Below are 23,902 nucleotides of genomic sequence, written 5' to 3'. Positions count from 1 at the left end.
TGTCCGAAAGAGCTGACCGGCTTTCTTATTTCAAAAATAGCAAAATAGTTGCATTCGACTTAAAAAATAGCCTTGAAAATATATTTGTATGGGTGTTATTGTGCTTTTGAGGTATTTTAGTTCTTTAGTCCCATAATCTTGTGAACATTCTTTTCAATGTTCTGTGCTATTGCTTCCATAGGAATGTCATTCTCGTCGTTGTTGAATGGATCTTCAATTTCTTCAGCGATAAGCTCCAAACTCATCAGAACGTAATATACAAAGACCGTCAACGGAATCATAAACAATCCAATACTGATGACATAGGCTACAGGGAGTGCCAATACGTAAAGGATGATGAATTTCTTAACGAAAGAAGAATAAGAATATGGAATCGGAGTGTTTTTTATTCTCTCACAGCCTCCACATATATCCAGGAATCCGGAAAGTTGGGTGTCCAGAAAGACCATTTCTATATCGGATATCTTGCCTTCTTTTTTTAATTGATTCAGCTTGTGGCTAAGAAGAATGATAATCTCACTTGGACCGTGATGTTTGATTGATTTTTCGATCTCGGTATAATCTTCGTCCAGGGCAAGCCTTGTCGATTCTTTAGAAAGATGTTTTGCCAGGAAATGGGGAAAGAATTTTAAATACCTCGCCACTTGTTCAGCACTTTGTCTGTCATTTTCAAGAATTACATTGATTTTTATAGCAAAGTTTCGGGTATCATTCACCAATTTTCCCCAAAGCTTTCTTCCTTCCCACCATCTGTCATATGCTGTATTGGTTCGGAAAACCAGTAATAAAGAAAGGACAAACCCAAGTAAGGAATGGATCATTCCTACATTACTCACTGCTGACTTGGAGGTTAAGTGAAGATATTCGACTTCCAGATACTCAATAGCATAAGAATAGAGTGCAACGAGCAGCATCGTTGGAAAAAGAATTTTTAAAGTATCACTTTTATGCAGGCTGAAAAGGATTTTCAGGAAGTGTTTGGTATTATAGGCTCTCATAAATTCAGTTGGTCCTACAAAGATAATTTTTTTCGTTTTATTCTGGCTTTATGGGAACCCGTAACTTAGTTTTTAAAAGGCTTCTTTTCTTTGTTGAAAAAAACAATGGGATACTATAGAAAAGGACATTACAAAAAAGATGGAACGTGGGTAAGCGGTCATTATGTTAATCGACACAGTCGGAGAAGGAATTTTCAGAAGGGTCCGCAAGGATGTGCAGTGCTATTTTTGGGAGGAATCATTTCCATACTGGTATATTTTCTTGGATGACTAAACTTTTCTGCCTTATTTGTGAAATCTTTGGAGTAATTTGGATATTCTAATTTTTTACGACCTCGTGGATTATATGGAAATGTAAATAGGAAAATTTTTATAAATTTCAAAAAAACACTATTTTTATTTCGCATTAAATCAATCAAGTAATGATTCTCGAAAAAGTAGATATTGTTAATGACATCAGTAAAGAAGATTTTCAGGAAAACTATTTCAGAAAAAAGAAGCCTCTGTTAATTAAAAATTTTGCCAGCCGTTGGGATGCATTTGACCAATGGAATCTTTCTTATATTCGTGAAAAGGCAGGGGAACAAGAGGTTCCTCTATATGATAATCGACCGGCAAATGCTTCAAAGAGTTCAGATGCGCCCGTCACCCATATGAAAATGAAGGACTATATTGATACTATAAAAAGTAAACCTTCAGATCTGCGGATCTTTTTCTACATTATTACTGATAGATTGCCTGAGTTATTAAAAAACTTTACCTATCCGGATTTAGGGATGAAATTTTTTAAAAGACTCCCTACATTGTTTTTTGGAGGAAGTGAAGCCCACGTTTTAATGCATTACGATGTAGATCTGGGTGATTTTATGCATATTCATTTTGAAGGAAAGAAAAGGATATTACTATTTGACCAGGAGCAATCTGCATTTTTATATAAAGTACCATTGTCTGTACATACTATATATGATATAGATTACGAGAATCCGGATTATGAAAAATTTCCTGCTTTACGATATGCTAAAGGTTATGAGATTTTTATGGAGCATGGTGATGCACTTTTCATTCCGGGAGCATTCTGGCATTTTAACCGCTATCTTGAACCTGGGTTTTCCCTATCTCTTCGGGCACTGCCTAATAAACCTAAAGTTTTCGCAAATATGTTGTATCATGTTTTCATTATGAGATATACTGATAAAATTTTGAGAAAAATGTTCAAATCAAAATGGGTCAATTATAAGCAAAAATGGGCTTATGAGAAAAGTAACGAAGCTTTAGAAAATCATTTGAAAGATAAAAAGTCTACTAGAAAAACGACAGCATAAACATCTGTGCAAATCTGATTAATCTGTGGTTAAAAGATTTCTCCTGCCGAAATAGGGAAAAGACTAAGCTAAAACACAATGTCTGTCATTCAGAAACGGAGCGTAGCGAAGGAATCTAAACAAAGTAGATTATCAGGTACTGAAAATTATTAAGAGATTTCTCCTGCCGTCCTTTAGATTTGTAAATAGTTAAATTTATAGAATTAAAGAAGAGAAAAGTGTTTAAGTAAACTAACCCTGTCTTAGAGTAAAACTCATATTTCGATTAAGACTTAAACACTTTCTTATCACAATCTCAGATAGAAATTCGGGCTAATGACCCATTATCAAGGAGTTGAGTTAATGATAAGATCTCTTCTTATTAATATGCAAAAACAAATTTATGAAAAATGTAATTATTGGCATTGATGTGAGCAAGCTTACTCTCGATATTAGTGTACTTATTGATTCTACCTTTCAGTTTTTTACGATAGAAAACACGGTAAAAGCATTAAAAAAGTTTTTTAAAGAATTTAAAGAACACCAAGTGATGATAGCTATGGAGAATACTGGCCGTTATAATTATCACCTTTATGAAGTTTTACCCCTTTTTGAATTTAAGGTTTATGTTATTAATCCACTTCATATAAAGAGAAGTATAGGCCTGGTAAGAGGTAAGAATGACAAAATAGACAGTAAAAGAATCGCTTTATTCTTAGAAAAATACCATATTGATCTACGTATCTGGAGTCCTTGCAGTAAAACACTACAAAAAATCAAACTCTTAAATACTGAGAGAAGACTCCGTGTTAAAATAAGAGCAGCTTTACTCACCCAGTTAGCAGACCAGTCGCTTCTAAAAGGAATGCAGGATAAAGACCTTTTAAAACTCAATAAGGACTTCATTGCCTTATTAGACAAACAGATTTCATTCATTGAAGATAAAATCCTCTATCTTATTGAAAATGACGAAGTCTTGAAAGATCAATATCATCGAATTCAAACGATACCAGGTGTAGGCAAAGTTTTGGCTGCTAACATGCTTATTAAAACCAACGGCTTTACCGAGATACAATCTGCCAGAGAAATGTCCTGCTATGCTGGTGTAGCGCCATTTGAGTATCAATCTGGTACTTCATTGAAGTACAAATCAAAAGTATCCCCCCTGGCAGATAAGGAATTAAAAAAAATTCTTCATCTCGCTGCAATGAGCGCTATTCGGTTTAAAAATGATTTGGCTGTCTACTATCTAAGAAAAGTGTCAGAAGGTAAAAATAAAATGTCTGTTTTAAATGCGGTACGAAACAAAATTATACACCGAATTTATTCGTTAATTAAAAACAAAACTTTTTATCAAAATCAATTGGAAATGTCATAGAAATCGAAATGACAAACTCTCGTGAAATTCACCATTTTGCTCTTCTAAGATTTTTATACAGTAAGCTTCATCAGCGGAGCTCTTCTTTGCTAACTTAATATTTGCGATAATAGAATAAACTTTGCGTTTTAAGATTCCACAGGAGCAATTGAATGCTTAAAAAAGTTCTTAAAAGGCCATTTATTCTTTCAGAAGACCAAAAATGGTAGCATCTACAAACTTTCCTTTTTCAAAGAAAAAATCACGCATGGTACCTTCTTTTTGAAAACCGGTCGAAAGCAGAAGTTTCTCAGAGGAGATATTGGCTGGATCAATAAATGCTTCAACTCTGTGAAGATTCATTTCATTAAAACCGAAAGCTAAAATAGGTTTTATCGCTTCTGTCATATAAGCCTTTTGCCAGAATTTAGGATTCAGTTCATACCCTATTTCAGCCTTGAAATGCTCATGAAACCAGTTATGATAACCGCAGGTTCCGATTACTTTTTTCTCTTCTTTAAGTTCGATCGCCCATCTGTACCCCTTCTTGTTTTTAAATTCAGTATTAAAATGTTCAATGACCTCTTCAGCTTCTTCCAGCTTCACAAAAGTGGCCAGATCATAATATTCCATTACAATATCCAAAGAAAAGTACTCAAATAAATCTTTAGCATCATTATGAGTAAGTTGTCTTAAAATTAATCTTTCAGTTTCTAATATTGGAAAATCCATTACTTAATTTTACCGAAAAATACGATAAAAAATTAATTACAACAAAGAGGTTTTTGAAAAGATTAATCCAGAAACAATTTCCTAAGCCTGATTTTATTTTCTAAATTTGACGTTCATTTTTTACTATGGCAAAGACGAAGAAGGAAACTCCACTAATGGGTCAATATAATACCATCAAGGCGAAATATCCTGATGCCCTTTTATTATTCAGAGTAGGAGATTTTTATGAAACTTTTGGGCAGGATGCAATCCGTACTTCTCAGATTTTAGGAATTGTTCTTACAAAGAGAGCAAACGGGGACGGACATATTGAACTGGCTGGATTTCCTCACCATTCTGTAGATTCTTACCTTCCAAAATTGGTAAGAGCAGGGCTTCGTGTAGCGATCTGTGATCAGTTGGAAGACCCAAAAATGGTGAAAGGAATTGTAAAAAGAGGGGTGACGGAACTCGTTACGCCGGGGGTTACATTCAATGATCAGGTATTAAGTTCCAAAAAGAATAACTTTCTGCTTTCCCTTCATAAAGAGAAAGAAAAATTTGGAATTGCTTTGGTTGATATTTCAACCGGTGAGTTTTTAGTAAGTGAAGGAAATCTGGAGAAGCTTTTGCATATTGTGAATACGTTTGACCCCAGTGAAATTATTTATCAGAGAAGTGTTCAGATTCCTGAGCAGCTTAAAAATAAAAGTGCCTTCAAATTAGAAGACTGGGCTTATCAGTATAATTTTGCCTATGAAAAGCTGACAGGTCACTTTAAAACAAATTCCCTGAAAGGATTTGGAATTGAAAACCAACCTTTAGCCATTACGGCAGCAGGAGCTATTTTTGCCTACCTGGTAGAGGATACTCATCATAATTTGCTGGCGCACCTTACCAAAATTCAGGTGATTCCTCAGGATGATTTTTTAATGATGGATAACTTTACATTAAGAAATCTTGAGATTGTCTATCCAAGCAACCCACAAGGGAAATCTTTGCTGGATATTATCGATAAAACATCTACTCCGATGGGCGGGAGGTTATTGAGAAGAAGAATCATCCTTCCTTTAAAATCCGTTACTGATATCAACAGGAGATTATCTCTTATTGATTTTTTAAATGAAAATGACAGTTTGAAATATGAAGTTTCCCAATTGTTGAAATCCATTTCAGATTTGGATCGGTTAATGGGGAAACTGGCAGCAGAAAAAATTTCGCCTAAAGAAATAGGCTACCTTCGTCAGAGCTTGGTAAATATTCATAAAATTAAAGGACTATTGCATCCATTTGCTGATGTTCTGGCCTGGATAGAGCCTTTATATGATCTCGAAGAGCTGATTAAACTCTTGGAAGATCGCCTTAATGAGGAGCTTCCTGTGAATATTTCAAAAGGAAAAGTAATTAAAGAAGGTATTTCTGAAGAGCTTGACCGTTTAAGGAACCTTCAAAGTAAAGGACGGGGCTTTCTTGATGAAATGTGTCAGCGTGAAATTGAACGGACAGGGATTACCAGTCTGAAAATTGATTTTAATAACGTTTTCGGATATTTTATTGAAGTACGAAATACCCATAAAGATAAAGTTCCGGGAGATTGGGTGAGAAAACAAACCCTAGTGAATGCTGAACGTTATATTACTGAAGAACTAAAAGAATACGAAAGTCAAATTCTTGGAGCTGAAGAAAAAATTGGTGTTTTAGAGAATGAGCTCTACAGAAATGTGTGTTCAGAAACAATGGTATATATTGATCAGATTCAGGAAAACTCTAATATTATTGCCCAGCTTGATGTCGCAGTCGGATTATCTGAACTTGCGGTTTCGGAGAGTTATACCAAGCCTTTGCTCAATGAGAGTTACGTAATAGACTTAAAAGAGGCAAGGCATCCTATTATTGAGAATGCCCTTCCATTAGGAGAAAAGTATATTCCTAATGATATATTTTTAGATAAAGACTCTCAACAAATTATTATGGTTACCGGGCCGAACATGGCCGGTAAATCAGCAATTTTACGTCAGACTGCAATTGTATGTCTTTTAGCACAGATCGGAAGTTTCGTACCAGCAAAACATGCTGAAATAGGAATGCTCGATAAAATTTTTACAAGAGTAGGAGCAACCGATAATATTTCTGCCGGAGAATCTACATTTATGGTAGAGATGAATGAAGCAGCTAATATTCTCAATAATATCTCAGAACGAAGCTTGATCTTATTAGATGAAATCGGACGGGGGACGTCTACTTACGATGGGGTTTCCATTGCGTGGGCGATTGCAGAATATCTTCATCAGAATGTGAGCCAGGCTAAAACCTTATTTGCGACACACTATCATGAATTGAACGAGATGACCGTTAATTTTGAAAGGGTGAAAAACTTCCATGTTTCTATTCAGGAGAATAAAGGAAATATTATCTTCTTAAGAAAATTGATTCCCGGAGGAAGTGAACATAGTTTTGGTATCCATGTTGCAAAATTAGCCGGAATGCCTGCAAAGGTAGTAAACAGAGCGAATGAGATACTCAAAACGCTGGAAGCAAGCCGTACGCAAGGTGGTTCATCAGAGGGAATAAAAAAAGTAACGGATGAAAATATGCAGCTTTCATTTTTCCAATTAGATGATCCTGTTTTAGAAAACATTCGCGAAGAGCTAACGAAGATTGATATCAATACACTGACACCTATTGAAGCTTTAATGAAGCTGAATTCAATAAAGAAAATGATAGGAGGGTAAATCGGAATTGATTAACTAAAATAAACAAGAAGAGAGCAAAATGCTCTCTTCTTACTTTTTTAGCAGCACCCTCCGGTTATACTGCACAGCCCAATATAAGAGTCGCCATTCGACGTCTGGCAAAAGCACTTAATACAAGTTTTTATTTTAATAGACATCTGCTTAATGTAATTATCCTATTCATTATTAGTTGTTTGTAAATGAATCATGACACCAAAGACTGGTGTTATGATGGCTTTCTAAACTCTTTTAGAAATATGTTCTTTGTAAGTTAACAACAATAGCCGTCTTGTATGCCCGGAACTCCAATGAGTTCTTCTCCTGTTCGGCGATCAAAACAACTAAATACTACCGGACAAATTGGACCTGCGCCACCGTTAATTTCTTTTAATTCTTTTTTAGTCAGTTTCCTTTGCTGAATGTTTGATTTTTTCATGATAAATATTTTTAATTTATTGTAACTAAATTACATTTTTTATTATAAAATATCAATTTTGAATGAATAAAATCATGAATTAAGTGTGAATTTGTAAAAAATAATCGAGTGCTTGTTTAGCGTTTTTTGCTACTTTTGAATATGGGAAAATTAGTTTTTTTATTCGTTTTTCTGAGCTTTGGCATTGTTAATGCACAACAAGCCTCAGTTTCTGTGGTCAAATATGAAGAACTTGAAAAACGTATCCAGCAGGAAAAAGATAAGCTCCTGGTTGTGAATTTCTGGTCAACGACCTGTGCGCCATGTGTGAAGGAACTTCCCCATTTTATTGAAGTGAATAACAAACATACGGACGAGCCTAAGTTTAAGATGATTTTGGTTTCTTTGGATAGATTAGCAGATAAGGAAAAGGTAAATAGCTTTATCCAAAATAAGAATATTACGGCAGAGGTTATATTACTGGACGATATTAAAAGGATGAATATATGGATACCAAAATTTGAAAACGATTGGAATGGAAATATACCTGTAACCTTATTTTATAAGAACGGACTAAAAGTGCATTTCAATGATGGTGAAATGAGTAAGGAGGAGTTGGAAGATACAATTAATAAAAATTTATTTTAAAGAAAAGACTATGAAAAATGTAAGGATTATAATAACTGCTTTCATTATTGTTTCCGGACTGTCCAGCTTTACAGCAAAGAATTATGATAGTAGAGAGGAAAAGCGAAATCATATCCCTAAATCTAATAAAGGTTATGAGGTTGGAGATGAAGCAACGGATTTTAAATTGAAAAATATTGATGGGAAAATGGTTTCATTAAGTGATTATACAAGTGCAAAAGGCTTTATTGTTATTTTCACATGCAACCATTGTCCTTATGCTAAAAAATATGAGGACAGGATTATAGAATTGGATAAAAAATATAAAAGCCTGGGTTATCCGGTAATTGCAATCAATCCAAATGATCCAAATGCACAACCGGAAGACGGATACCCACAGATGATTGAAAGAGCAAAACAAAAAGGCTTTACCTTTCCGTATTTAGTGGATGAAGGGCAAAAAATTTATCCTCAGTATGGAGCAACCAAAACCCCACATGTATTTATCTTGCAAAAAGAAAAAGGTAAAAATATAGTAAAGTATATAGGTGCTATTGATAATAATTATGATAATCCCAATGATGTTTCAGAGCATTATGCCCAAGACGCGTTAGATGCATTAATCAAAGGAGAGTCTGTAAAAGTAACAAAAACGGTTGCCATAGGATGTACAGTGAAAACAAAGAAATAAGAATCAGAATATAGTGTATTAAAATAATTATTAAAGCGGGCTTTAGCCCGCTTTAATATATTCCACAAAAAAGGCTTTAGCTCAAATAAGCAATCAATGAATATACAATTCAACCTGAAATATTGCATTCTTACCGTCTTATTATTCCTAACAGAGGTTATCATTGCAACAGTATTAAAAGATGTTTTCTTTATCAGAGCCTATTTAGGAGATGTTATCGTGGTGATGCTTCTTTATACTTTTGTGAAAAGCTTTATGGTTATAGATCGCACAAAACTTATTTTAGGTGTTTTTATTTTTTCCTGCCTTATTGAATGGGCTCAGTATTTTAATATCGCCGAAAAAATAGGCTTCCAAAAAGGAAGCCTGATGTATATTGTAATTGGAAATTCGTTTTCCTGGATTGATATAATATGTTATGCTATTTGCTGTCTGCTGCTTTATGCTATCGTAAAATTGACGGAACCAAAAAGAAGGGGAGTTATTGAAGATTAAATATTTAATATCATTTTCAAAATTCCAATGCATTCAAATCCTGTGCTATCAGCCATGCTTCACTCCAGCATGCCTGGAAATTAAAGCCTCCTGTTACTGCATCAATATTTAAAACCTCGCCCGCGATATAAAATTGAGGAAGGATTTTTGAAGCCATATTTTTAAAATTAATTTCTTTTAGATCTATGCCCCCTGCAGTTACGAATTCGTCTTTAAAAGTAGACTTTCCAGTTACCTGAAATTTCTTTTTGCATAAATTTTCAATAATTGATTGCATTTCTTTTCCTGAAATATGGGCAACTTGTTTGTTGAGGTCAACTTTTGAAACGTCTAAAACCTTCTGCCAAAACCTGTTGGTAATGTCAAAAATTTTAGATTGCCCAATAGTCTTTTTGGGATTTCCCTGTCTAAAATTTTGAAATAGTTCTTCAGCCTCATCAAGGGTTTTAGAGATAAAATTAACTTCAATTTCAAAATTATACTTTGCTCTCGCCAGGTGTATAGCTTCCCATGCTGAAATTTTCAATATAGCAGGTCCGGAGAGTCCCCAGTGGGTAATTAATAAAGGACCGCTTTCTTCTGTCTTTAATTGCGGAATAGAAATTTCTGCATTTTCGAAACTTGTTCCTGCCAGGTCTTTCAATAAATCATTTTTAATATTGAACGTAAAAAGAGAAGGAACTAATTCTACTATTTTATGTCCCAGATTTTCTACAATTTTTAATGATTTAGGAGAGCTTCCGGTTGTGTAAATAATATAATCTGCTGAAAAGTCTCCTGAGTTGGTAATCACCAGGTATTTTTCATCCTGTTTTTGAATTTCTTTGACAGAACATTTTGTTTTTACTTCAATGTTTTTCTTTTGAACCTCACTCAGAAAAGTATTGATAATGGTCTGTGAAGAATTGCTTTCAGGAAAAATTCTGTTGTCATTTTCTATTTTCAACGAAATATTTCGTTGATCGAACCATTCCATAGTGTCTCCAGGCTGGAATTTTGTAAAAACACTTAATAATTCTTTATTTCCACGCGGATAAAACCGGACCAATTCTTTTGGATCAAAACAGGCGTGACTTACATTGCAGCGTCCGCCTCCGGAAATTTTGACTTTCTGAAGAACATCTGAGTTCTGCTCAAGTATTGTAACTTTATATTTGCTTTCGTCGAGGTTTGATGCGCAGAAAAACCCTGCTGCACCGCCTCCAATAATAATAATTTCTTTCATGTACCCGTAATCTTATGCTGAAGATTATTTTTTCAAAAGTACAATTTTTATAAACCATCTTATTTGAGTATTTTTGAACATTATAATTTTTATTATTTCAAATACGATTTTCAAATGATATTCTACCATACATTCGAAGTGCGTTGGAGCGATCTTGATGCCAACAAGCACTTAGCTAATTCATCTTATGTACAGTATTGTGCGCAAGCCAGAATGGCTTTTATGACTAAAGAGAAAATGGGAATTACCCAATTAAGCAGATGGGGAATAGGTCCCGTAATGCTACATGAAAGATATTCTTTCTTCAAGGAAATCTATGCTGACCAGACCGTGATCGTAAGTGTAGAAATAGACGGATGTTCAGAAGACTCTTCTATTTACCGTTTTCTGCATAAATTCTATACTCCGGACGGAATGCATTGTGCAACTTCGGAAGCAACGGGAGTGTGGATCGATATGATGCTGAGAAAAATGACAACTCCACCGGATGATGTTATAGAAGCTATGAATAAGTATAAAACAGCTGAAACAGAAATTTTAACAAGAGAGGACTTTAAAAAGTTTCCTTTCCATCCGCAGAATATTGATCCGTCAGAATTTACTAAGTAGATTAACGAAAAAAAGGAGGTTTAGAGTTTAATGTTTAAATTATGCCAATCAAATCCAGAATAGAGAGCTTATTCTTTATATGGAAAATCATTAATACATTTTACTTTGTACATTTTACAAAAAAAGAAAAGATATGTTTGAAGATAAATCTCAGGAATTAACGCCCATCTCTAAATTAGGAGAATTTGGCCTGATTAAACATTTAACAGAACACTTTCCTTTATCCAACGAATCTTCGGAGCTTGGAGTAGGAGATGATGCAGCAGTGATTAACCCCGGAAATAAAAAAGTAGTCCTTACCACGGATGTTTTAGCTGAGGGAGTTCACTTTAATTTAGGGTATGTTCCCTTAAAACACTTAGGGTATAAGGCTGTTGTTGTAAATCTTAGTGATATTGCTGCGATGAATGCTACACCAACACAAATCTTGGTTTCTCTTGCTGTTTCAAACCGTTTCCCGGTAGAGGCTTTAGAAGAGCTTTATTCAGGAATCCAGGCAGCTTGTGCACGTTATAAAGTGGATCTGATCGGTGGTGATACGACCAGTTCAAATGCAGGATTGGTAATGAGTATTACGGCTGTAGGAATTGAAGAGGAGGAAAACCTGGTAAAGAGAAGCGGTGCAAAGCCGAATGATCTTCTGGTTGTAAGTGGTGATTTGGGAGGTGCATACATGGGACTTCAGATTTTAGAAAGAGAACATGCTGTTTTCTTGGCAGATCCAAATATGCAGCCTGAGATGGAGGGGTTTGATTATATTCTGGAAAGACAATTAAAACCGGAAGCTAGAACCGATATCAAAACCATCTTAAAAGAGCTGGATATCAAACCGACTTCTATGATTGATATATCTGATGGATTAGCCTCTGAAATTTTACACCTGTCAGATCAATCAAAAGTTGGTTTCAGATTGTATGAAGAGAAAGTTCCAATGGACAGCCTTACCATTTCTACTGCTGACGAAATGAATCTGAATCCTGTAATGACGGCATTAAGCGGAGGTGAAGATTATGAATTATTGTTTACAATTTCGCCGAATGACTTTGATAAGATTAAGAATCATCCTGATTTTACCATTATAGGGCATGCTGTAGAAAAAGAAGAAGGTAATTTTATGGTGGCTAGAGGATCCAATCAGCTTGTTGCTTTAACAGCACAAGGGTGGGATGCTTTTTTAGGAAGCCAGCAAGGTGAATAGTTGTATTACTTGTAATATTATATAATAAAAGCTACTGATTTTTTCAGTAGCTTTTTGTTTTATTGATATGCTTAATATCAGCAATAATGCTGTGTAAAGCCTAAGTGTTATTTTTCAAATACAACACTTAGAGTAGTTTTTCCACCTTCATTGAGTTTCCCTAATTGTTTAGAAGATCCTGCTCCATAAAGAACAAATCGTTTGTTAGAGAGGGTAAGGTACATATTGTTGTATCCTAAGCTAATTCCACTATACTGAAGGTCAGCAAGATTAGCAGGAGTTATATTAGTAAGAGTGCTTAGGGTATTAGCATTTCCAGTTCCAAAACGACTACCATAATTGAGCCCTGCTCCATATATTCTATTTTGATTGGTGATTAAGCCAACGCCATTATTCATAGAAAACTTTGTAAAACGCTCGCCTGTTTGAAGGGTACTAGGAGTTAAGTTTGTTGGCGCCTGATATCCGCTGCCGCCTCCATAATTACTAATGTTGCTAAAAGCAAAGAATCTTCCCTGATCAGTGATGAAGCCGCCTCCGAGTGTTGAGAGGTCATCCATAGATACTTTTACTACTTTTTCTCCGGAAGCTAAAGTAAAATGAGGGTTGAGAAGAACAGGAGTTAAAACGTAGCCAGTGTTGGTAGGAAGTCCAAGTACTCTGTATGTAGTGTAATTATATCCCCATACATATACATTTCCGTTGCTCGCTACAGCAATCGCGCCATAAATATTTACATCCATATCCACGATTTCCATTCCATTGAAGAAATCAATTTTTGTAAATGTAAGAGCCTGGCCTGATCTTTTCCCATTTCCTAAAATTCCATAAGTGTTAGATCCTGTTACATAAAGTTGATTGTCTTCTCCGAGGGCAAGGGTGTTGTTGCGTCCAGTTTGTACTTTTTTGACTTTAATTCCGCCGGGCAGGCCTACTTGTCGTGGAGAAGCTACTGTAGTAGTATTCCCTGTTCCGTTTTTTCCGTTGGTATTGAGTCCCCATACCCATAGTTCCCCATTATTGGTAATAGCCATTCCATTGTAGTATCCCATTGTAATATCTTTACAAGAACGCCCTAAAACAAGAGATGGATAATAGGTGGAAGCTCCTAAGGCTCCTAATTGGTTATAGGTGCCAGCTCCCATCCCGTATACATAGTTATCTCTATAAGGATCTATGTAGGTAGCAGCATAATAATCAACTGCAGCTACCTTAGTTGCTCTGGAAGGAACATTCCCATCATATTTTGTTTCATTTTCTATCATGATGGCTACCTCATTTTCAGTCATAATACAAGAGGTTCATTCTTTAGTATCACCTGTAGTTTTGAGTTTTAAACAACGATCTTTATTGTCATAGATAACGGTTGCTTCTACTGGGGTTGTATTACTATTATTAACTGCTACGTCGGAAGAGTCTACTCTGGGCATTACGAGTCCCATTTGTTTGCTTGGAATGTTTTGTAAGTGTAAAACGCCCTCTGGTTTAGTAATGTTTACTCCTACTTGTGCGTATGCTAGAGTGGATAAACAAAATGTTGTTGCCCACTGTAAAAGTTTGCTTTTAAATTTAATCATCGCTTGTGTTTTTAACTAATTATATAATATTATTTAGATGGCTTGATTTCATCTTTTTATTATTATTTTAAATTACAAGAAAAGGATATTTTTCATATTGGATTATCGCTGTAAAATACAGTTTTTACACTAAAATTGTAGAATCCTTCAAAATTGACCATCTCAATCCTGTGAAAATGATCAGTTGATTCCTGAGCAAATTGACCATGGTATTCCTGAGCAAATTGACCACCAAAAAAAAGTCAGAAAACGTGTCTTGAATAACTTAGCCAAAAAATACCAAATGGCTAACAAAAGAATAGACATGTTGAACATTAAACAATTATTACGATTATACACCCAGGGGGTAAGTAAATTGCGGATAAGCAAACAACTGGGTATCTCACGCAATACTGCTAAAAAGTATATCAGCCTGTTCCATGAACACCAGCTTACATATGACGAGCTGATAGAGCTGAGTGATGAAGATTTAGATGATTTATTCGAGACTCCGCCAACCGATATAAGGGATAAGGCCAATATTAAAAAACAACTTGAATCGTTGTTTCCTTACATATCCAAAGAACTAAAACGTGTTGGGGTCACCCGTTATCTGCTATGGGAAGAATACATAGATAAATACCCTTCAGGCTACCAATATTCCCGCTTTTGCCATCATTACCGGGAATGGTGTAAAAAGGTGAACCCTTCCATGCATATTGAACATAAGGCTGGGGATAAACTTTTTGTGGATTATACAGGAAAAAAACTTCACATTATTAATAAAGAAACAGGAGAACAACAGGAAGTTGAGGTCTTCGTATCCATACTTGGAGCCAGTGGCATGACCTTCGTAGAAGCTACAAGAACCCAGGGGAAAGAAGATTTTCTTGGAAGTCTTACCAAAACCCTGCATTATTATGGAGGAGTTCCCGCAGCTATTGTTACCGATAACCTGCGTACAGCCGTAAAAAAGAGCCATAAGTACGAACCTGTCATCACTGATTCTCTTCTGGATTTTGCTTCCCACTATAGCACTACAATACTTCCTACGCGTACCTATCATCCCAAGGATAAGGCTTTGGTTGAAAATGCGGTACGCATTGTGTATACCCGCATTTTTGCTCCATTGCGTAAAGATCACTTCTTTAGCCTGGAAGCATTGAACAAAGCTATAGAAAACCTGCTGGAAGGATATAATGAAGCTCCCATGAAAAGAAAGAAGTATTCCAGGGCTGATGTTTTCCGTGAGGTTGAAAGACATGCATTATCCCCACTACCAGCTATGATGTACCAGCTCAAGCATTCTGCACGTGCTACCGTTCATAAGACCAGCCATGTATATTTAAGTAAAGACCAGCATTATTACAGTGTTCCGTTCAGCTATATTGGTAAAAAAGTAAACATTATTTTTAGTAAAAATACAGTCGAGATTTACTATGACCAGCGCAGAATAGCATTCCATAACAGAATCCTGGCTAAATATCAGTATACGACTGTAAAAGAACATATGCCTTCATCTTATCAGTTTATGACTGAATGGAATCCCTCCCGGTTTATCTCTTGGGGAAGGTCTGTCGGGGAATATTGTGAGCAGTACATCATCAAAATCCTGGAAAAGAAACAGCATCCTGAGCAGTCCTATAAAACCTGCCTGGGAATCCTTTCATTATCAAAAAAGATCGGCAACATAAGACTTGACAATGCCTGTAAAAGAGCGTTGGGATATGAAAAATACAGCCTTGCCATGATTAAAAGTATTCTGGAAAGAGGGCTGGATAATCTAACCGATGACGATGCATTTTTTGAAGAAAAGAAACTGCCTAAACACAAAAACATAAGGGGCGGAAAATACTATCAGTAACATCTACAATCATTAACAATTAAATCATTAATACAAAACCTATGAATCAGGCAACATTAGAAAAAATGAAACATTTAAAGCTCCACGGGATGCACAGGGCGTTTTCCACAACAATGGAAACAGGAAGTATCTCCTATACCAATGATGAACTTATAGCCTACTTGATTGAATCCGAGTATGACGACAGGGAAAGCAGAAAGGTAGAAAGATTGATTACCACAGCTAAGTTCAGATACAGGACATTTATGGAAGAGATTACGGCCTCTTCTTCCAGAAATATTGATAAGAATACTATTGGAAGATTATCTTCCTGCGATTTTATATCACAGAAACAGAATATTCTTATTACCGGCAGTACAGGAGTTGGAAAAAGTTTTATCGCAACTACCATTGGATACAAAGCCTGTACAATGGGATATAAAGTCATGTACTTCAGCATCAACAAACTCTTCTCAAAGCTTAAGATGGCTAAGGCAGACGGATCTTACCTTAAAGAGATAGACCGAATAGAAAAGCAGGATCTTATTATCCTTGATGATTTTGGATTACAATCCCTGGATAATCTTAAACGTCAGGATTTTATGGAGATTATAGAAGACAGACACGGAAAACGTTCCACTATTATTGCTTCGCAACTGCCTGTAAGTGCCTGGCATGAAGTCATTGCGGAACAAACAATAGCCGATGCAATACTTGACAGAATGGTTCACAACTCCCTGAGAATAGACCTTAAAGGAGAATCGATGAGAAGAAAAAAAGCTGATCAGAAAATCAGCTCAGAGTAAAGATTTATTTTATATTTTTAAACCATCTTTTAGACACCTTTTTTGACTTCATTCTTAGTGGTCAATTTAATCAGGAATTAGGTGGTCAATATCACTGGAATTTACACTAAAATAAACCGCCTTGTTGTATATTTTAATAATAGAGCGTATTAAAAAAAAACAAGCAATTTTAGGCAAATTGAGGGAATCAATAAATCTTTTTCCTAATTTTATATATATAAATTATAGAGCGCGAAAGTATAAAATATATTTAATATTCATTGGTGTAAAAAAATACAATTTTATCTATAATTTGCTATTTTGATAACGTAATTGTCTATTTTTTAGAAAAAAAATCATATTACTTGGAGTCTTTTTATTGATAAAACATGTATTTTTTATTGATTTTATGATTTATATCATATTTATTTTGTTGTATTTTTGAAAAATAATTCCCTTCGCAGAGGGTTACTTGGAAGAAACGGTGTGTTGAAGGTGTCTTTCGGCTGAAAGGAAAAATTTTGATAAATTCTAGGATAGATTTTTACATGATGTTAAAAGAGAAATGGGGGTGTATTTAGTTTTGATATAGCTTTAGATATAATAAAAGCTACTGGTTTTTGCAGTAGCTTTTGTTGTGTAAGGGGATTGAAAGTTAGTGTGTAATGTTAATTCTCTGCTACTGGTCTTCAAATACGACAACCAGAGTTTGTGATCCTGCCTCATTGAGTCTTCCTAATTGTCTGTAAACACCTTGTCCCGCTCCATATAAAACATACCGGTTGGTAACGGTTGTTGTGACGTACATATTATTAAACCTTAAACTGATTCCGCCATAGTTAACTCCTGTAAGATTGGCGGGAGTGATATTGGTAACGGTATTTAAATTGGTGGCATTTCCTGTTCCAAAACGGCCGTTGGTATTTAGTCCTGCGGCATATAACCTATTTTGATTCGTGATTAAGGCAACACCATTATTCATAGTGAACTCTGTAAAGCCTTCGGAAGCTTGAAGGGTGCCGGGAGTTAAGTTGGTTGGGGCGGAGTATACGGCGCCACCTCCAAAATAGGCGAGGTAACCAAAGCCAAAGAATCTCCCCTGGTCTGTAATGAATCCCCCTCCATAATTTGAATAATCATCTGTCAGTACTTTGATGACTTTTTCTCCGGAATTTAAAGTGAAGTAAGGATTAAGAAGGGTTGGTGTTGAGACTGTTCCAAAAGAAGCGGGAAGTCCGACTCTTCTGTTTCCGCCACCATTAAGTCCCCAAACATAGACATTGCCATCATTTGTTACCGCTATAGCTCCATAGACAAATACGTCCATATCTACAATTTGCATCCCATTAAAAAAATCGATTTTCAAAAACTGGTTGGCATCGCCAGATGTTGTGCCATTGCCCAGGATCCCGTAGCCACTATACCCTGTTACGTAAAGTTGGTTATCTTCTCCAAGGGCAAGAGAATTGTATTGTCCGGTTTTCACTTTCTGAACTTTAACTCCGCCGGGTAATCCTACCTGGCGTGGGGCAGCTACTTGATTGGTATTCCCGGTCCCATTTTTTCCATAGGTATTTTGTCCCCATACCCATAGTTCTCCATTGGTCGTAACAGCCATTCCATTGTATCGCCCCATAGTGATATCTTTACAAGAGCGGCCTAGAATAAGAGTGGGATAATTTGAAGAAGTAGTTAAGCTACCTAATTGGTTGGAAGACTGAAGTCCCATTCCATAAACGTAATTGTTTCTGTAAGCGTCCAGGTAAGTGGCGGCGTAAAGACCGGCAGCAGCGAGTTTTTTTGCTCTTGCAGGGGTATTTCCTTGATAAGTTACTACAGTTTCAATCAAGTTAGTTGTTTGTGTTTCATCCATGAAACAACTAGACCATTCGTTGGTGTCACCTGTAGTTTTTTAGTCTAAGGCAGCGTTCTTTGTTGTCGTAGACCACGGTGGCTTCTACCGGAGTTAAATTGTTGTTGTTTACTACGATATCTACTGAATCTACTCTAGGCATTACCAGTCCCATTTGTTTGTTTGGGGTGTTTTGTAAATGCATGATTCCTTGAGGGGTGGTGGTATTTATTCCAACCTGCGCGTAACTAAGTGCAGATAAACAAAATGTTGTTATCCACTGTAAAAGTTTGTTTTTACTCATTTTGAATTTTTTATTAATTAGTATATTGATGAATATGTTCGCCTCTCGTTTAGTAGTTTTTTGCATAAAAGATTCCAACTCTACTCAAAATAAATAACCGAAGTTATTGTAAAAGAAAAGTGATTTTTTTGATGCAAATGAAGTTTTGTAGACTTTTGTACTAGGGTGTGGGGTTAATTTTTCTTAAAATATTAAATTATAAGTAAATGTATGTAAAATATCAGTCTTTTAATATTAATTATTGAATAAAATATTGTATTTAGTTTTATATGTAGGAAATAATAATTGAAATATATTGGATGAAATGCTTTTTTTGATAAGTTTCAAATATAAAAGATGATGTTTTTAAGGAATAGGAAATGGAACCTGAAATAGGTTTGTTTATCCTAATATCAGATCAATTGGTCATCAGATTATGGCTTTTGATCAAGTAATTTTTGTACGTCATAATGAAAGGATTCTCTTTGTGAAAAATTTACACTATGAAGAAATGTCCTATGACTGTCTTTTATTGCCTGGCGCATTTTGGTTGCTGGGTTAATGCTCAGTCCGGAATATCCGGAGAATTAAAAACGGAATATATTCCCTTTTCCAACTATATCCGCCCGGAGGATAGTATGAAAACAGATTCTAAAAGTAATTTTAAAAGAATGGATATAAGTTTCAATATTCCGTTATCCGTGAAAAAAGATACGGCCGGAAAGGTAAAAACTTGGTCGTTATTGGTCAATGGGGCTTATGCGAGAATGTCTCATCAAAACTATGAAAGTAAGCTATTTCCTGATCAGATGTTGAATGCTCAGGTGGGATTACAGCATTTGCGGCCATTAGGAGGAAAATGGAGTATGATGATTACTGCTTCGGCTGGAGTGTATACGGATCTTGAGAATGTAGATTTTGATGACGTATTGGGGCAGGGTGGGGTTTTATTTATAAAAAAATTCAATCCTCATCTGGCACTTGGTTTTGGACCGGTATTAACGACGGCTTTTGGGGTACCTATGATTATGCCCTGGATTTATTTTGATTGGAAAACAGGGAGTAAGATTAAATTTAATATCAATTTCCCTGAAGGGATGGAAGGCGGATATCAGTTCTCTGATAAATTTGCTTTAAAGGCAATAGGTTTAAGCAGGTAATCAACAACCTGTAATCTATAGCCTTCCAGGGCGTATTCGGAATAAGCGGTTGTGAGAATGCATAGCGGAGGGTTTTCTAATTGTTCCAAAAACTCGAGGCCTGTCAGGTAGGGCATGTTAATATCCAAAAAAATCAGGTCTACTTGATAGTCCTGAATTTTAGAATTTGCTTCAAGAGCTGTTGCGCAAGTGTCGGTTACTTCTAAAAAATCGATCTGCTCCGCCATTTCTTTGAGGTGGAATCTTGCCAGTGGCTCATCATCTATGGTTAAGCATTTCATTTTTGGAGGGTTATTGTTCATGGTATTCCGGAGATAGTTTTAAGGTTAATGTCACTTTGTAGATGTTTTCAGCAGATTCTATATCTAAGGAGTGTAAACCGGGATATTGAAGATCTAGTCTTTTTTTTACATTTTGCAATCCAATTCCGTGGTCTCCGTCCTTCTTTTTGTAAGAGGTTAGGTTGGAAAAAGAATTTTCAACATAAAAATTGAGAACATGGCCTTCTTCTCTGCATGAGATTATAATATAGCCTTGGTGTCCCGGCAGGCGACATACGTATTTAAATGCATTTTCAATAAAAGGAACTAGAAGAAGAGGGGCGATATAATTTTTTTTGTTGCTGATTTCCCATGTACTTTTTACATTCAGTTCATTTCCCCATCTTAGTTTTTCGACTTCTACTAAATTTTGAAGATACTCAATGTCTTTATGTAATAAAACTTCGTTCTTGTTGCAATGATAAAGTTGATATCGTAATATATCAGAGAACTTTAGTAATAGAAAAGAAGCGAGTTCTGTGTTGGATTTCATCAGAATATGAATGTGGTTAAGGATGTTAAAAACCAGATGAGGATTAATCTGATCCTGTAAAAGCTTAAGCTGATTTTCCAAATGGGCTTGTTTTAACAGAATGTGATCTCTTTCTATTTTTCCGTGTTCGAGATAAAATCTTATTCCACAAGCAGTTCCGTTGATTAATAATGATGCAGGAATTGAAAGGTAAAAGCCTTTCCATAATACGGCAAGATGTGATGAGAAGCCTGGAGGGATGGGGGTGATGAGATCGATGTTAATATAAGTGAAAACCAGAGAGAATATAAGGCTTAGAATAAGAACCACAATCAATGCCTCGATGAGGAATTTGTTCATGTTCTTAGATATCAGTGCTTTAGGTAGTCTGTCGTTGGTTAGGAATTGAGCAAAAACATAAGAGCTTGTAAGAATGATAGCGGTTTGAATGAAAGCGTTGTACATTCCGGCATCAGCCTGGATTTGTATCCAGATGGCAACTCCAAAAACAAGCCAGAAGATTGTGATTAACACGTGTTTCTTTAAAACTAAAAGATTGTTCATATGGGTGAAAGATGGATTATGGAAAATTAGAAACCGCAGGACTGCAGTTTCTAATGTGTAAAGATAATTTAAGTTTTTAGAACAAGAAATATCCGATTCCCAGAGAGAAGCTATGGGGTTTCGATTTAAATTCTTTACTGATGCTTGTCAATCCTGTTTCATATCGAAAATCCATAGTGAAGTTTTTATAATCTATTCCAATACCGCCGGTAATTCCTACATTGAATTTATCGAACTTTTTAAAGCTATCCTGAAAAGATTTGACGGCTGATGTATTTTCATTGAAGGCATAGCTATATACACCTCCTGCAAATGCTCTGACATTAAAATCTTTATTATTAATGATTTTATAGCCTACTACAACAGGGAGGTCGATGGAATTCCATTTCATTTTTGCTGAGCTTTCGTCCTTCAAATCATATGATGCTTTTCTTTTGTTGAATAAAATTTCTCCCTGTACATACAGTTTGCTAAAATCCATTCTCGTCATAATACCGGCCTGGTATCCGAATCCGTACTTTCCTTCGAGGTTACTAGACTCAGAGGATACCTTGGTTGAGTTTATTCCTGCTTTTACTCCAATATGAAGAGTTGGAGATTGTTGTGCAGTTGCTTCTACGGAGCAGGTTATGCAAAGTAAGAATGAGCTTACTGTTAAAAAACGTTGTTTCATAAAATAAATATTATTAAATCTGAAGCAAAACAACGATTATGGAGAACGGAATAAAATTTTATTTGATGAATGGTGGAGATATGAGGATGAAAGGAATAAAACGAGTAACAATAGAGTCTGGTTTTTAATAATACTGCGATTTAGATATGGGTTGGTCGCTGCCAAAGAAGAATTGGTATTTAGAAGTAAAATATGTATATTATCATCATTTATTTCAATTAATGTGAAAAATATTAATTAATTTTATTTGATTGTGATTAGGTAATTGATAAGCTTTAAAATGATTTTAACGAATAAGTGCCTTAAAAATGTTTGTATATAAAAATATATTCATTACTTTTGAATTCATTACGCAGTGATATAAGTTTTTTTAAAAAAAGTTAATGATTTTAATTATATTGAATAAAAATGAAAGAATAAAAAACAAGAGTATTTTTTAAGCTAAATTTAAGTTTTATGCCTTATCTTTAAGTTATTAAAAAATATATACTGTTATGAAACTAAAATTAATTTTATCAGGAATCGCTTTAACAGCTCTTTTAGTAGCATGTACTGAAAGAAATGATGAAGAATCTGCTGGTCAGCAATCTCAGAATCTTAAAACAGAGATGAGAAAGTCAGGTACAAAAGCGACGAGTGATACTCTGAAAACACCAGAATCAAGAGATGACACACCTGCAACAAACGAAACTATCGACCCAACGAAACCGGATAGGCCGAGGTAAGTTAATTATTCAAATTATTATGTCAGCCTTTGTGCTGATTTCTGCAATTTTACCATTTCTGAATAATATCGTCGGTTATTTTATGGACGTTAATGTTCAGTTGGCAAATAATGCCGGAGAGCGACGACTGGATTTAGATTCGGCGATTTACTTTTTATCAATTCCATCATGCATTATCCTTCTTGCATTGGGGGGATTGTTTAAAGCACACCGATATACATTCTATGTTGTTTTGGTTTCCGGATATTTTCATTTAGTCACCTATATTAAATTTATATTTTTTAATAAAAATATAATATCAGGATATGCAGACATTGCCATTGTCGTAATTATCGCTTTAATCATTTATCTGGTGTACAGATTAGATAATTACTACAGGGAAATAAGTGTAATTGACCAGTTCAATAATAGCACTTTAGAGAGATTTTCTTCTATATTGTTTAAACGTAATGATATCACAAAAAATGAGTAACCACAGAGAAAGATTAAAGATTCTTGTTGCTCTTAGTGATAAACTATGGGAAGATTATATTGAAGAAATCTTGTCCGAAGAGCAATATCTACAGAAAATGCATTTGGTAAAAAAGGAAATTAATAACGGATTTATCGGAACAGTGCAGGATTTAGAAATTTTCACGAGTGAGTTGGGGTATCTCATCCTGAATTCGCCTACCAAAACATTGATGTCCGGATCAGAAAAAATTATAATCAATAAAAATTAAATCTACTTTGATTCTGCTTCTTTGTCTTGTACTAAAGCAAGAATTTTTTCTAAGTATTTGCTTTGTTTTAAAATAGTTAGTTCCAGTTTCTTTTCCATTTTGGATATTTGGTTCTGCATAAACAGTAAACTTTTATCCTGAGTATTGTACTGGGCATACATGTTGGCTAATACATCTCCTATTTTTTCATTAAAATCTTGACCATACAAAAGATCTCCCTGTGGGTGGTCTTTTTTTGCTATTTCATTTCTTTCTTGAGGAGCATTCAGATCTAATGTGCCTTCGCCTTTAATAAGCCAATGCAGGTGCTGATCCAATTCCGGATATGCTGCCAAAATTTTAACAACCTTATCAATCCCTAAATCGCTCTTGAGTCCAACTCCTTTGAAATTTGACGCAGATATCCCTGTTTCTCTATAAAAAGACTCCTTTTTGATATTCTTTTCTTCCAGGTAAAATAATATTCTTTCCTTTATGGTTGATATTTTGTCCATTTATATTTTTGTAGGTCTAAATTTTGACTATATTTGTACAAAGATAATAAAACAAAATTAACACAAAATTTTTTAAATATGAAAAATGACATAA

At 35.1% G+C, this 23,902-nt stretch carries 25 protein-coding genes and 1 pseudogene; 14 read left to right on the top strand and 12 right to left on the bottom strand.

Going from position 1 to position 23,902, the window contains the following annotated elements:
- Positions 1-116: 116 nt before the first annotated feature.
- The gene (locus CJF12_RS13885) at positions 117-998 is read right to left on the bottom strand and encodes a bestrophin family protein (RefSeq protein WP_034684703.1); all 882 of its coding nucleotides are present in this window, start codon (positions 996-998) and stop codon (positions 117-119) included.
- A gap of 422 nt (positions 999-1,420) precedes the next feature.
- On the opposite strand from CJF12_RS13885, the gene CJF12_RS13875 reads away from it, so the two are divergent.
- Both CJF12_RS13875 and CJF12_RS13870 read left to right on the top strand, forming a co-directional pair.
- Positions 1,421-2,320 carry a cupin-like domain-containing protein gene (locus CJF12_RS13875; protein WP_034684710.1) on the top strand — a complete coding sequence of 300 codons (900 nt, stop codon included), beginning with the start codon at positions 1,421-1,423 and terminating at the stop codon, positions 2,318-2,320.
- A gap of 382 nt (positions 2,321-2,702) precedes the next feature.
- Positions 2,703-3,677 carry an IS110 family RNA-guided transposase gene (locus CJF12_RS13870; protein ID WP_095591167.1) on the top strand — a complete coding sequence of 325 codons (975 nt, stop codon included), beginning with the start codon at positions 2,703-2,705 and terminating at the stop codon, positions 3,675-3,677.
- Between the two features lie 180 nt (positions 3,678-3,857).
- Here the strand turns inward: CJF12_RS13870 and CJF12_RS13865 are convergent, their stop codons facing one another.
- Entirely contained in the window at positions 3,858-4,388 is a 531-nt protein-coding gene (locus CJF12_RS13865; RefSeq protein ID WP_034688037.1) for a GNAT family N-acetyltransferase, read from the bottom strand.
- Between the two features lie 125 nt (positions 4,389-4,513).
- Between CJF12_RS13865 and mutS the strand changes: the two genes are divergently transcribed.
- Complete coding sequence (mutS, locus tag CJF12_RS13860) at positions 4,514-7,099, top strand: DNA mismatch repair protein MutS (RefSeq protein WP_034688036.1); 2,586 nt, start codon at positions 4,514-4,516, stop codon at positions 7,097-7,099.
- Between the two features lie 271 nt (positions 7,100-7,370).
- Here mutS and CJF12_RS19950 read toward each other — a convergent pair whose 3' ends face one another.
- A complete protein-coding gene (locus CJF12_RS19950; RefSeq protein ID WP_117590856.1) occupies positions 7,371-7,535 on the bottom strand; it encodes a class IIb bacteriocin, lactobin A/cerein 7B family in 165 nt (54 codons plus the stop codon).
- 141 nt (positions 7,536-7,676) lie between these two features.
- Between CJF12_RS19950 and CJF12_RS13855 the strand changes: the two genes are divergently transcribed.
- The 3 genes from CJF12_RS13855 (at position 7,677) to CJF12_RS13845 (ending at position 9,327) form a co-directional block, all read left to right on the top strand.
- Positions 7,677-8,162, top strand: coding sequence for a TlpA family protein disulfide reductase (locus CJF12_RS13855; protein ID WP_034688033.1), 486 nt, complete (start codon positions 7,677-7,679; stop codon positions 8,160-8,162).
- Between the two features lie 10 nt (positions 8,163-8,172).
- Positions 8,173-8,832, top strand: a complete 660-nt coding sequence (locus tag CJF12_RS13850) for a thioredoxin family protein (protein ID WP_034688031.1) — start codon at positions 8,173-8,175, stop codon at positions 8,830-8,832.
- Positions 8,833-8,928: 96 nt separating this feature from the next.
- Positions 8,929-9,327 (top strand): ribosomal maturation YjgA family protein, encoded by a 399-nt coding sequence (locus tag CJF12_RS13845; protein ID WP_034688029.1) that lies wholly within the window; start codon positions 8,929-8,931, stop codon positions 9,325-9,327.
- Between the two features lie 16 nt (positions 9,328-9,343).
- On the opposite strand, the gene CJF12_RS13840 is transcribed toward CJF12_RS13845, so the two are convergent.
- The gene (locus CJF12_RS13840) at positions 9,344-10,552 is read right to left on the bottom strand and encodes a BaiN/RdsA family NAD(P)/FAD-dependent oxidoreductase (RefSeq protein ID WP_034688027.1); all 1,209 of its coding nucleotides are present in this window, start codon (positions 10,550-10,552) and stop codon (positions 9,344-9,346) included.
- 114 nt (positions 10,553-10,666) lie between these two features.
- Between CJF12_RS13840 and CJF12_RS13835 the strand changes: the two genes are divergently transcribed.
- Positions 10,667-11,161 carry an acyl-CoA thioesterase gene (locus CJF12_RS13835; RefSeq protein WP_034688025.1) on the top strand — a complete coding sequence of 165 codons (495 nt, stop codon included), beginning with the start codon at positions 10,667-10,669 and terminating at the stop codon, positions 11,159-11,161.
- 133 nt (positions 11,162-11,294) lie between these two features.
- Complete coding sequence (gene thiL, locus CJF12_RS13830; protein WP_034688023.1) at positions 11,295-12,359, top strand: thiamine-phosphate kinase; 1,065 nt, start codon at positions 11,295-11,297, stop codon at positions 12,357-12,359.
- A 107-nt stretch (positions 12,360-12,466) separates the two neighbouring features.
- Here the strand turns inward: thiL and CJF12_RS13825 are convergent, their stop codons facing one another.
- The gene (locus CJF12_RS13825) at positions 12,467-13,648 is read right to left on the bottom strand and encodes an RCC1 domain-containing protein (RefSeq protein WP_034688021.1); all 1,182 of its coding nucleotides are present in this window, start codon (positions 13,646-13,648) and stop codon (positions 12,467-12,469) included.
- A 12-nt stretch (positions 13,649-13,660) separates the two neighbouring features.
- Positions 13,661-13,936 carry a hypothetical protein gene (locus CJF12_RS13820; protein ID WP_034688019.1) on the bottom strand — a complete coding sequence of 92 codons (276 nt, stop codon included), beginning with the start codon at positions 13,934-13,936 and terminating at the stop codon, positions 13,661-13,663.
- 184 nt (positions 13,937-14,120) lie between these two features.
- Here CJF12_RS13820 and istA point away from each other — a divergent pair, with 184 nt between their 5' ends.
- Together istA and istB are read left to right on the top strand one after the other, a co-directional pair.
- Positions 14,121-15,779, top strand: coding sequence for an IS21 family transposase (gene istA / locus CJF12_RS13815; protein WP_228423500.1), 1,659 nt, complete (start codon positions 14,121-14,123; stop codon positions 15,777-15,779).
- Between the two features lie 41 nt (positions 15,780-15,820).
- Positions 15,821-16,564, top strand: coding sequence for an IS21-like element helper ATPase IstB (gene istB / locus CJF12_RS13810; protein WP_095591070.1), 744 nt, complete (start codon positions 15,821-15,823; stop codon positions 16,562-16,564).
- Between the two features lie 658 nt (positions 16,565-17,222).
- Here istB and CJF12_RS13805 read toward each other — a convergent pair.
- Both CJF12_RS13805 and CJF12_RS13800 read right to left on the bottom strand, forming a co-directional pair.
- A complete protein-coding gene (locus CJF12_RS13805) occupies positions 17,223-18,416 on the bottom strand; it encodes an RCC1 domain-containing protein (RefSeq protein ID WP_034688118.1) in 1,194 nt (397 codons plus the stop codon).
- 25 nt (positions 18,417-18,441) lie between these two features.
- Positions 18,442-18,765: a hypothetical protein gene (locus tag CJF12_RS13800; RefSeq protein ID WP_034688115.1), complete on the bottom strand. Its 324-nt coding sequence runs from the start codon at positions 18,763-18,765 to the stop codon at positions 18,442-18,444.
- Between the two features lie 416 nt (positions 18,766-19,181).
- On the opposite strand from CJF12_RS13800, the gene CJF12_RS13795 reads away from it, so the two are divergent.
- Positions 19,182-19,838, top strand: coding sequence for a DUF6268 family outer membrane beta-barrel protein (locus tag CJF12_RS13795; RefSeq protein WP_316930834.1), 657 nt, complete (start codon positions 19,182-19,184; stop codon positions 19,836-19,838).
- On the opposite strand, the pseudogene CJF12_RS13790 reads toward CJF12_RS13795, so the two are convergent.
- The 3 genes and pseudogenes from CJF12_RS13790 to CJF12_RS13780 form a co-directional block, all read right to left on the bottom strand.
- Positions 19,814-20,140 (bottom strand): annotated as a pseudogene (locus CJF12_RS13790) (LytR/AlgR family response regulator transcription factor); the annotation flags it as partial. The gene CJF12_RS13795 and the pseudogene CJF12_RS13790 sit on opposite strands and share 25 nt — an antisense overlap.
- Positions 20,130-21,194 carry a sensor histidine kinase gene (locus CJF12_RS13785; RefSeq protein ID WP_034688112.1) on the bottom strand — a complete coding sequence of 355 codons (1,065 nt, stop codon included), beginning with the start codon at positions 21,192-21,194 and terminating at the stop codon, positions 20,130-20,132. The gene CJF12_RS13785 and the pseudogene CJF12_RS13790, both read right to left, overlap by 11 nt.
- A gap of 76 nt (positions 21,195-21,270) precedes the next feature.
- The gene (locus CJF12_RS13780; protein WP_034688109.1) at positions 21,271-21,867 is read right to left on the bottom strand and encodes a porin family protein; all 597 of its coding nucleotides are present in this window, start codon (positions 21,865-21,867) and stop codon (positions 21,271-21,273) included.
- A 494-nt stretch (positions 21,868-22,361) separates the two neighbouring features.
- Between CJF12_RS13780 and CJF12_RS13775 the strand changes: the two genes are divergently transcribed.
- Genes CJF12_RS13775 through CJF12_RS13765 form a run of 3 tightly spaced genes read left to right on the top strand, consistent with a single transcriptional unit; the run spans position 22,362 to position 23,314 of the window.
- Positions 22,362-22,592: a hypothetical protein gene (locus tag CJF12_RS13775; protein WP_034688105.1), complete on the top strand. Its 231-nt coding sequence runs from the start codon at positions 22,362-22,364 to the stop codon at positions 22,590-22,592.
- Between the two features lie 19 nt (positions 22,593-22,611).
- Positions 22,612-23,064 carry a hypothetical protein gene (locus tag CJF12_RS13770; RefSeq protein WP_034688102.1) on the top strand — a complete coding sequence of 151 codons (453 nt, stop codon included), beginning with the start codon at positions 22,612-22,614 and terminating at the stop codon, positions 23,062-23,064.
- Entirely contained in the window at positions 23,057-23,314 is a 258-nt protein-coding gene (locus CJF12_RS13765) for a hypothetical protein (protein ID WP_034688099.1), read from the top strand. The genes CJF12_RS13770 and CJF12_RS13765 overlap by 8 nt, the downstream gene beginning before the upstream one ends.
- A gap of 2 nt (positions 23,315-23,316) precedes the next feature.
- Here CJF12_RS13765 and CJF12_RS13760 read toward each other — a convergent pair whose 3' ends face one another.
- Positions 23,317-23,808 (bottom strand): hypothetical protein, encoded by a 492-nt coding sequence (locus CJF12_RS13760; protein ID WP_051887411.1) that lies wholly within the window; start codon positions 23,806-23,808, stop codon positions 23,317-23,319.
- Positions 23,809-23,902 lie beyond the last annotated feature (94 nt).

It is taken from the genome of Chryseobacterium piperi, assembly GCF_002285635.2.
GTDB lineage: Bacteria > Bacteroidota > Bacteroidia > Flavobacteriales > Weeksellaceae > Chryseobacterium > Chryseobacterium piperi.
Note: the sequence above shows the minus strand (reverse complement) of the source record. Positions and strands in the feature narration are given on the sequence as shown.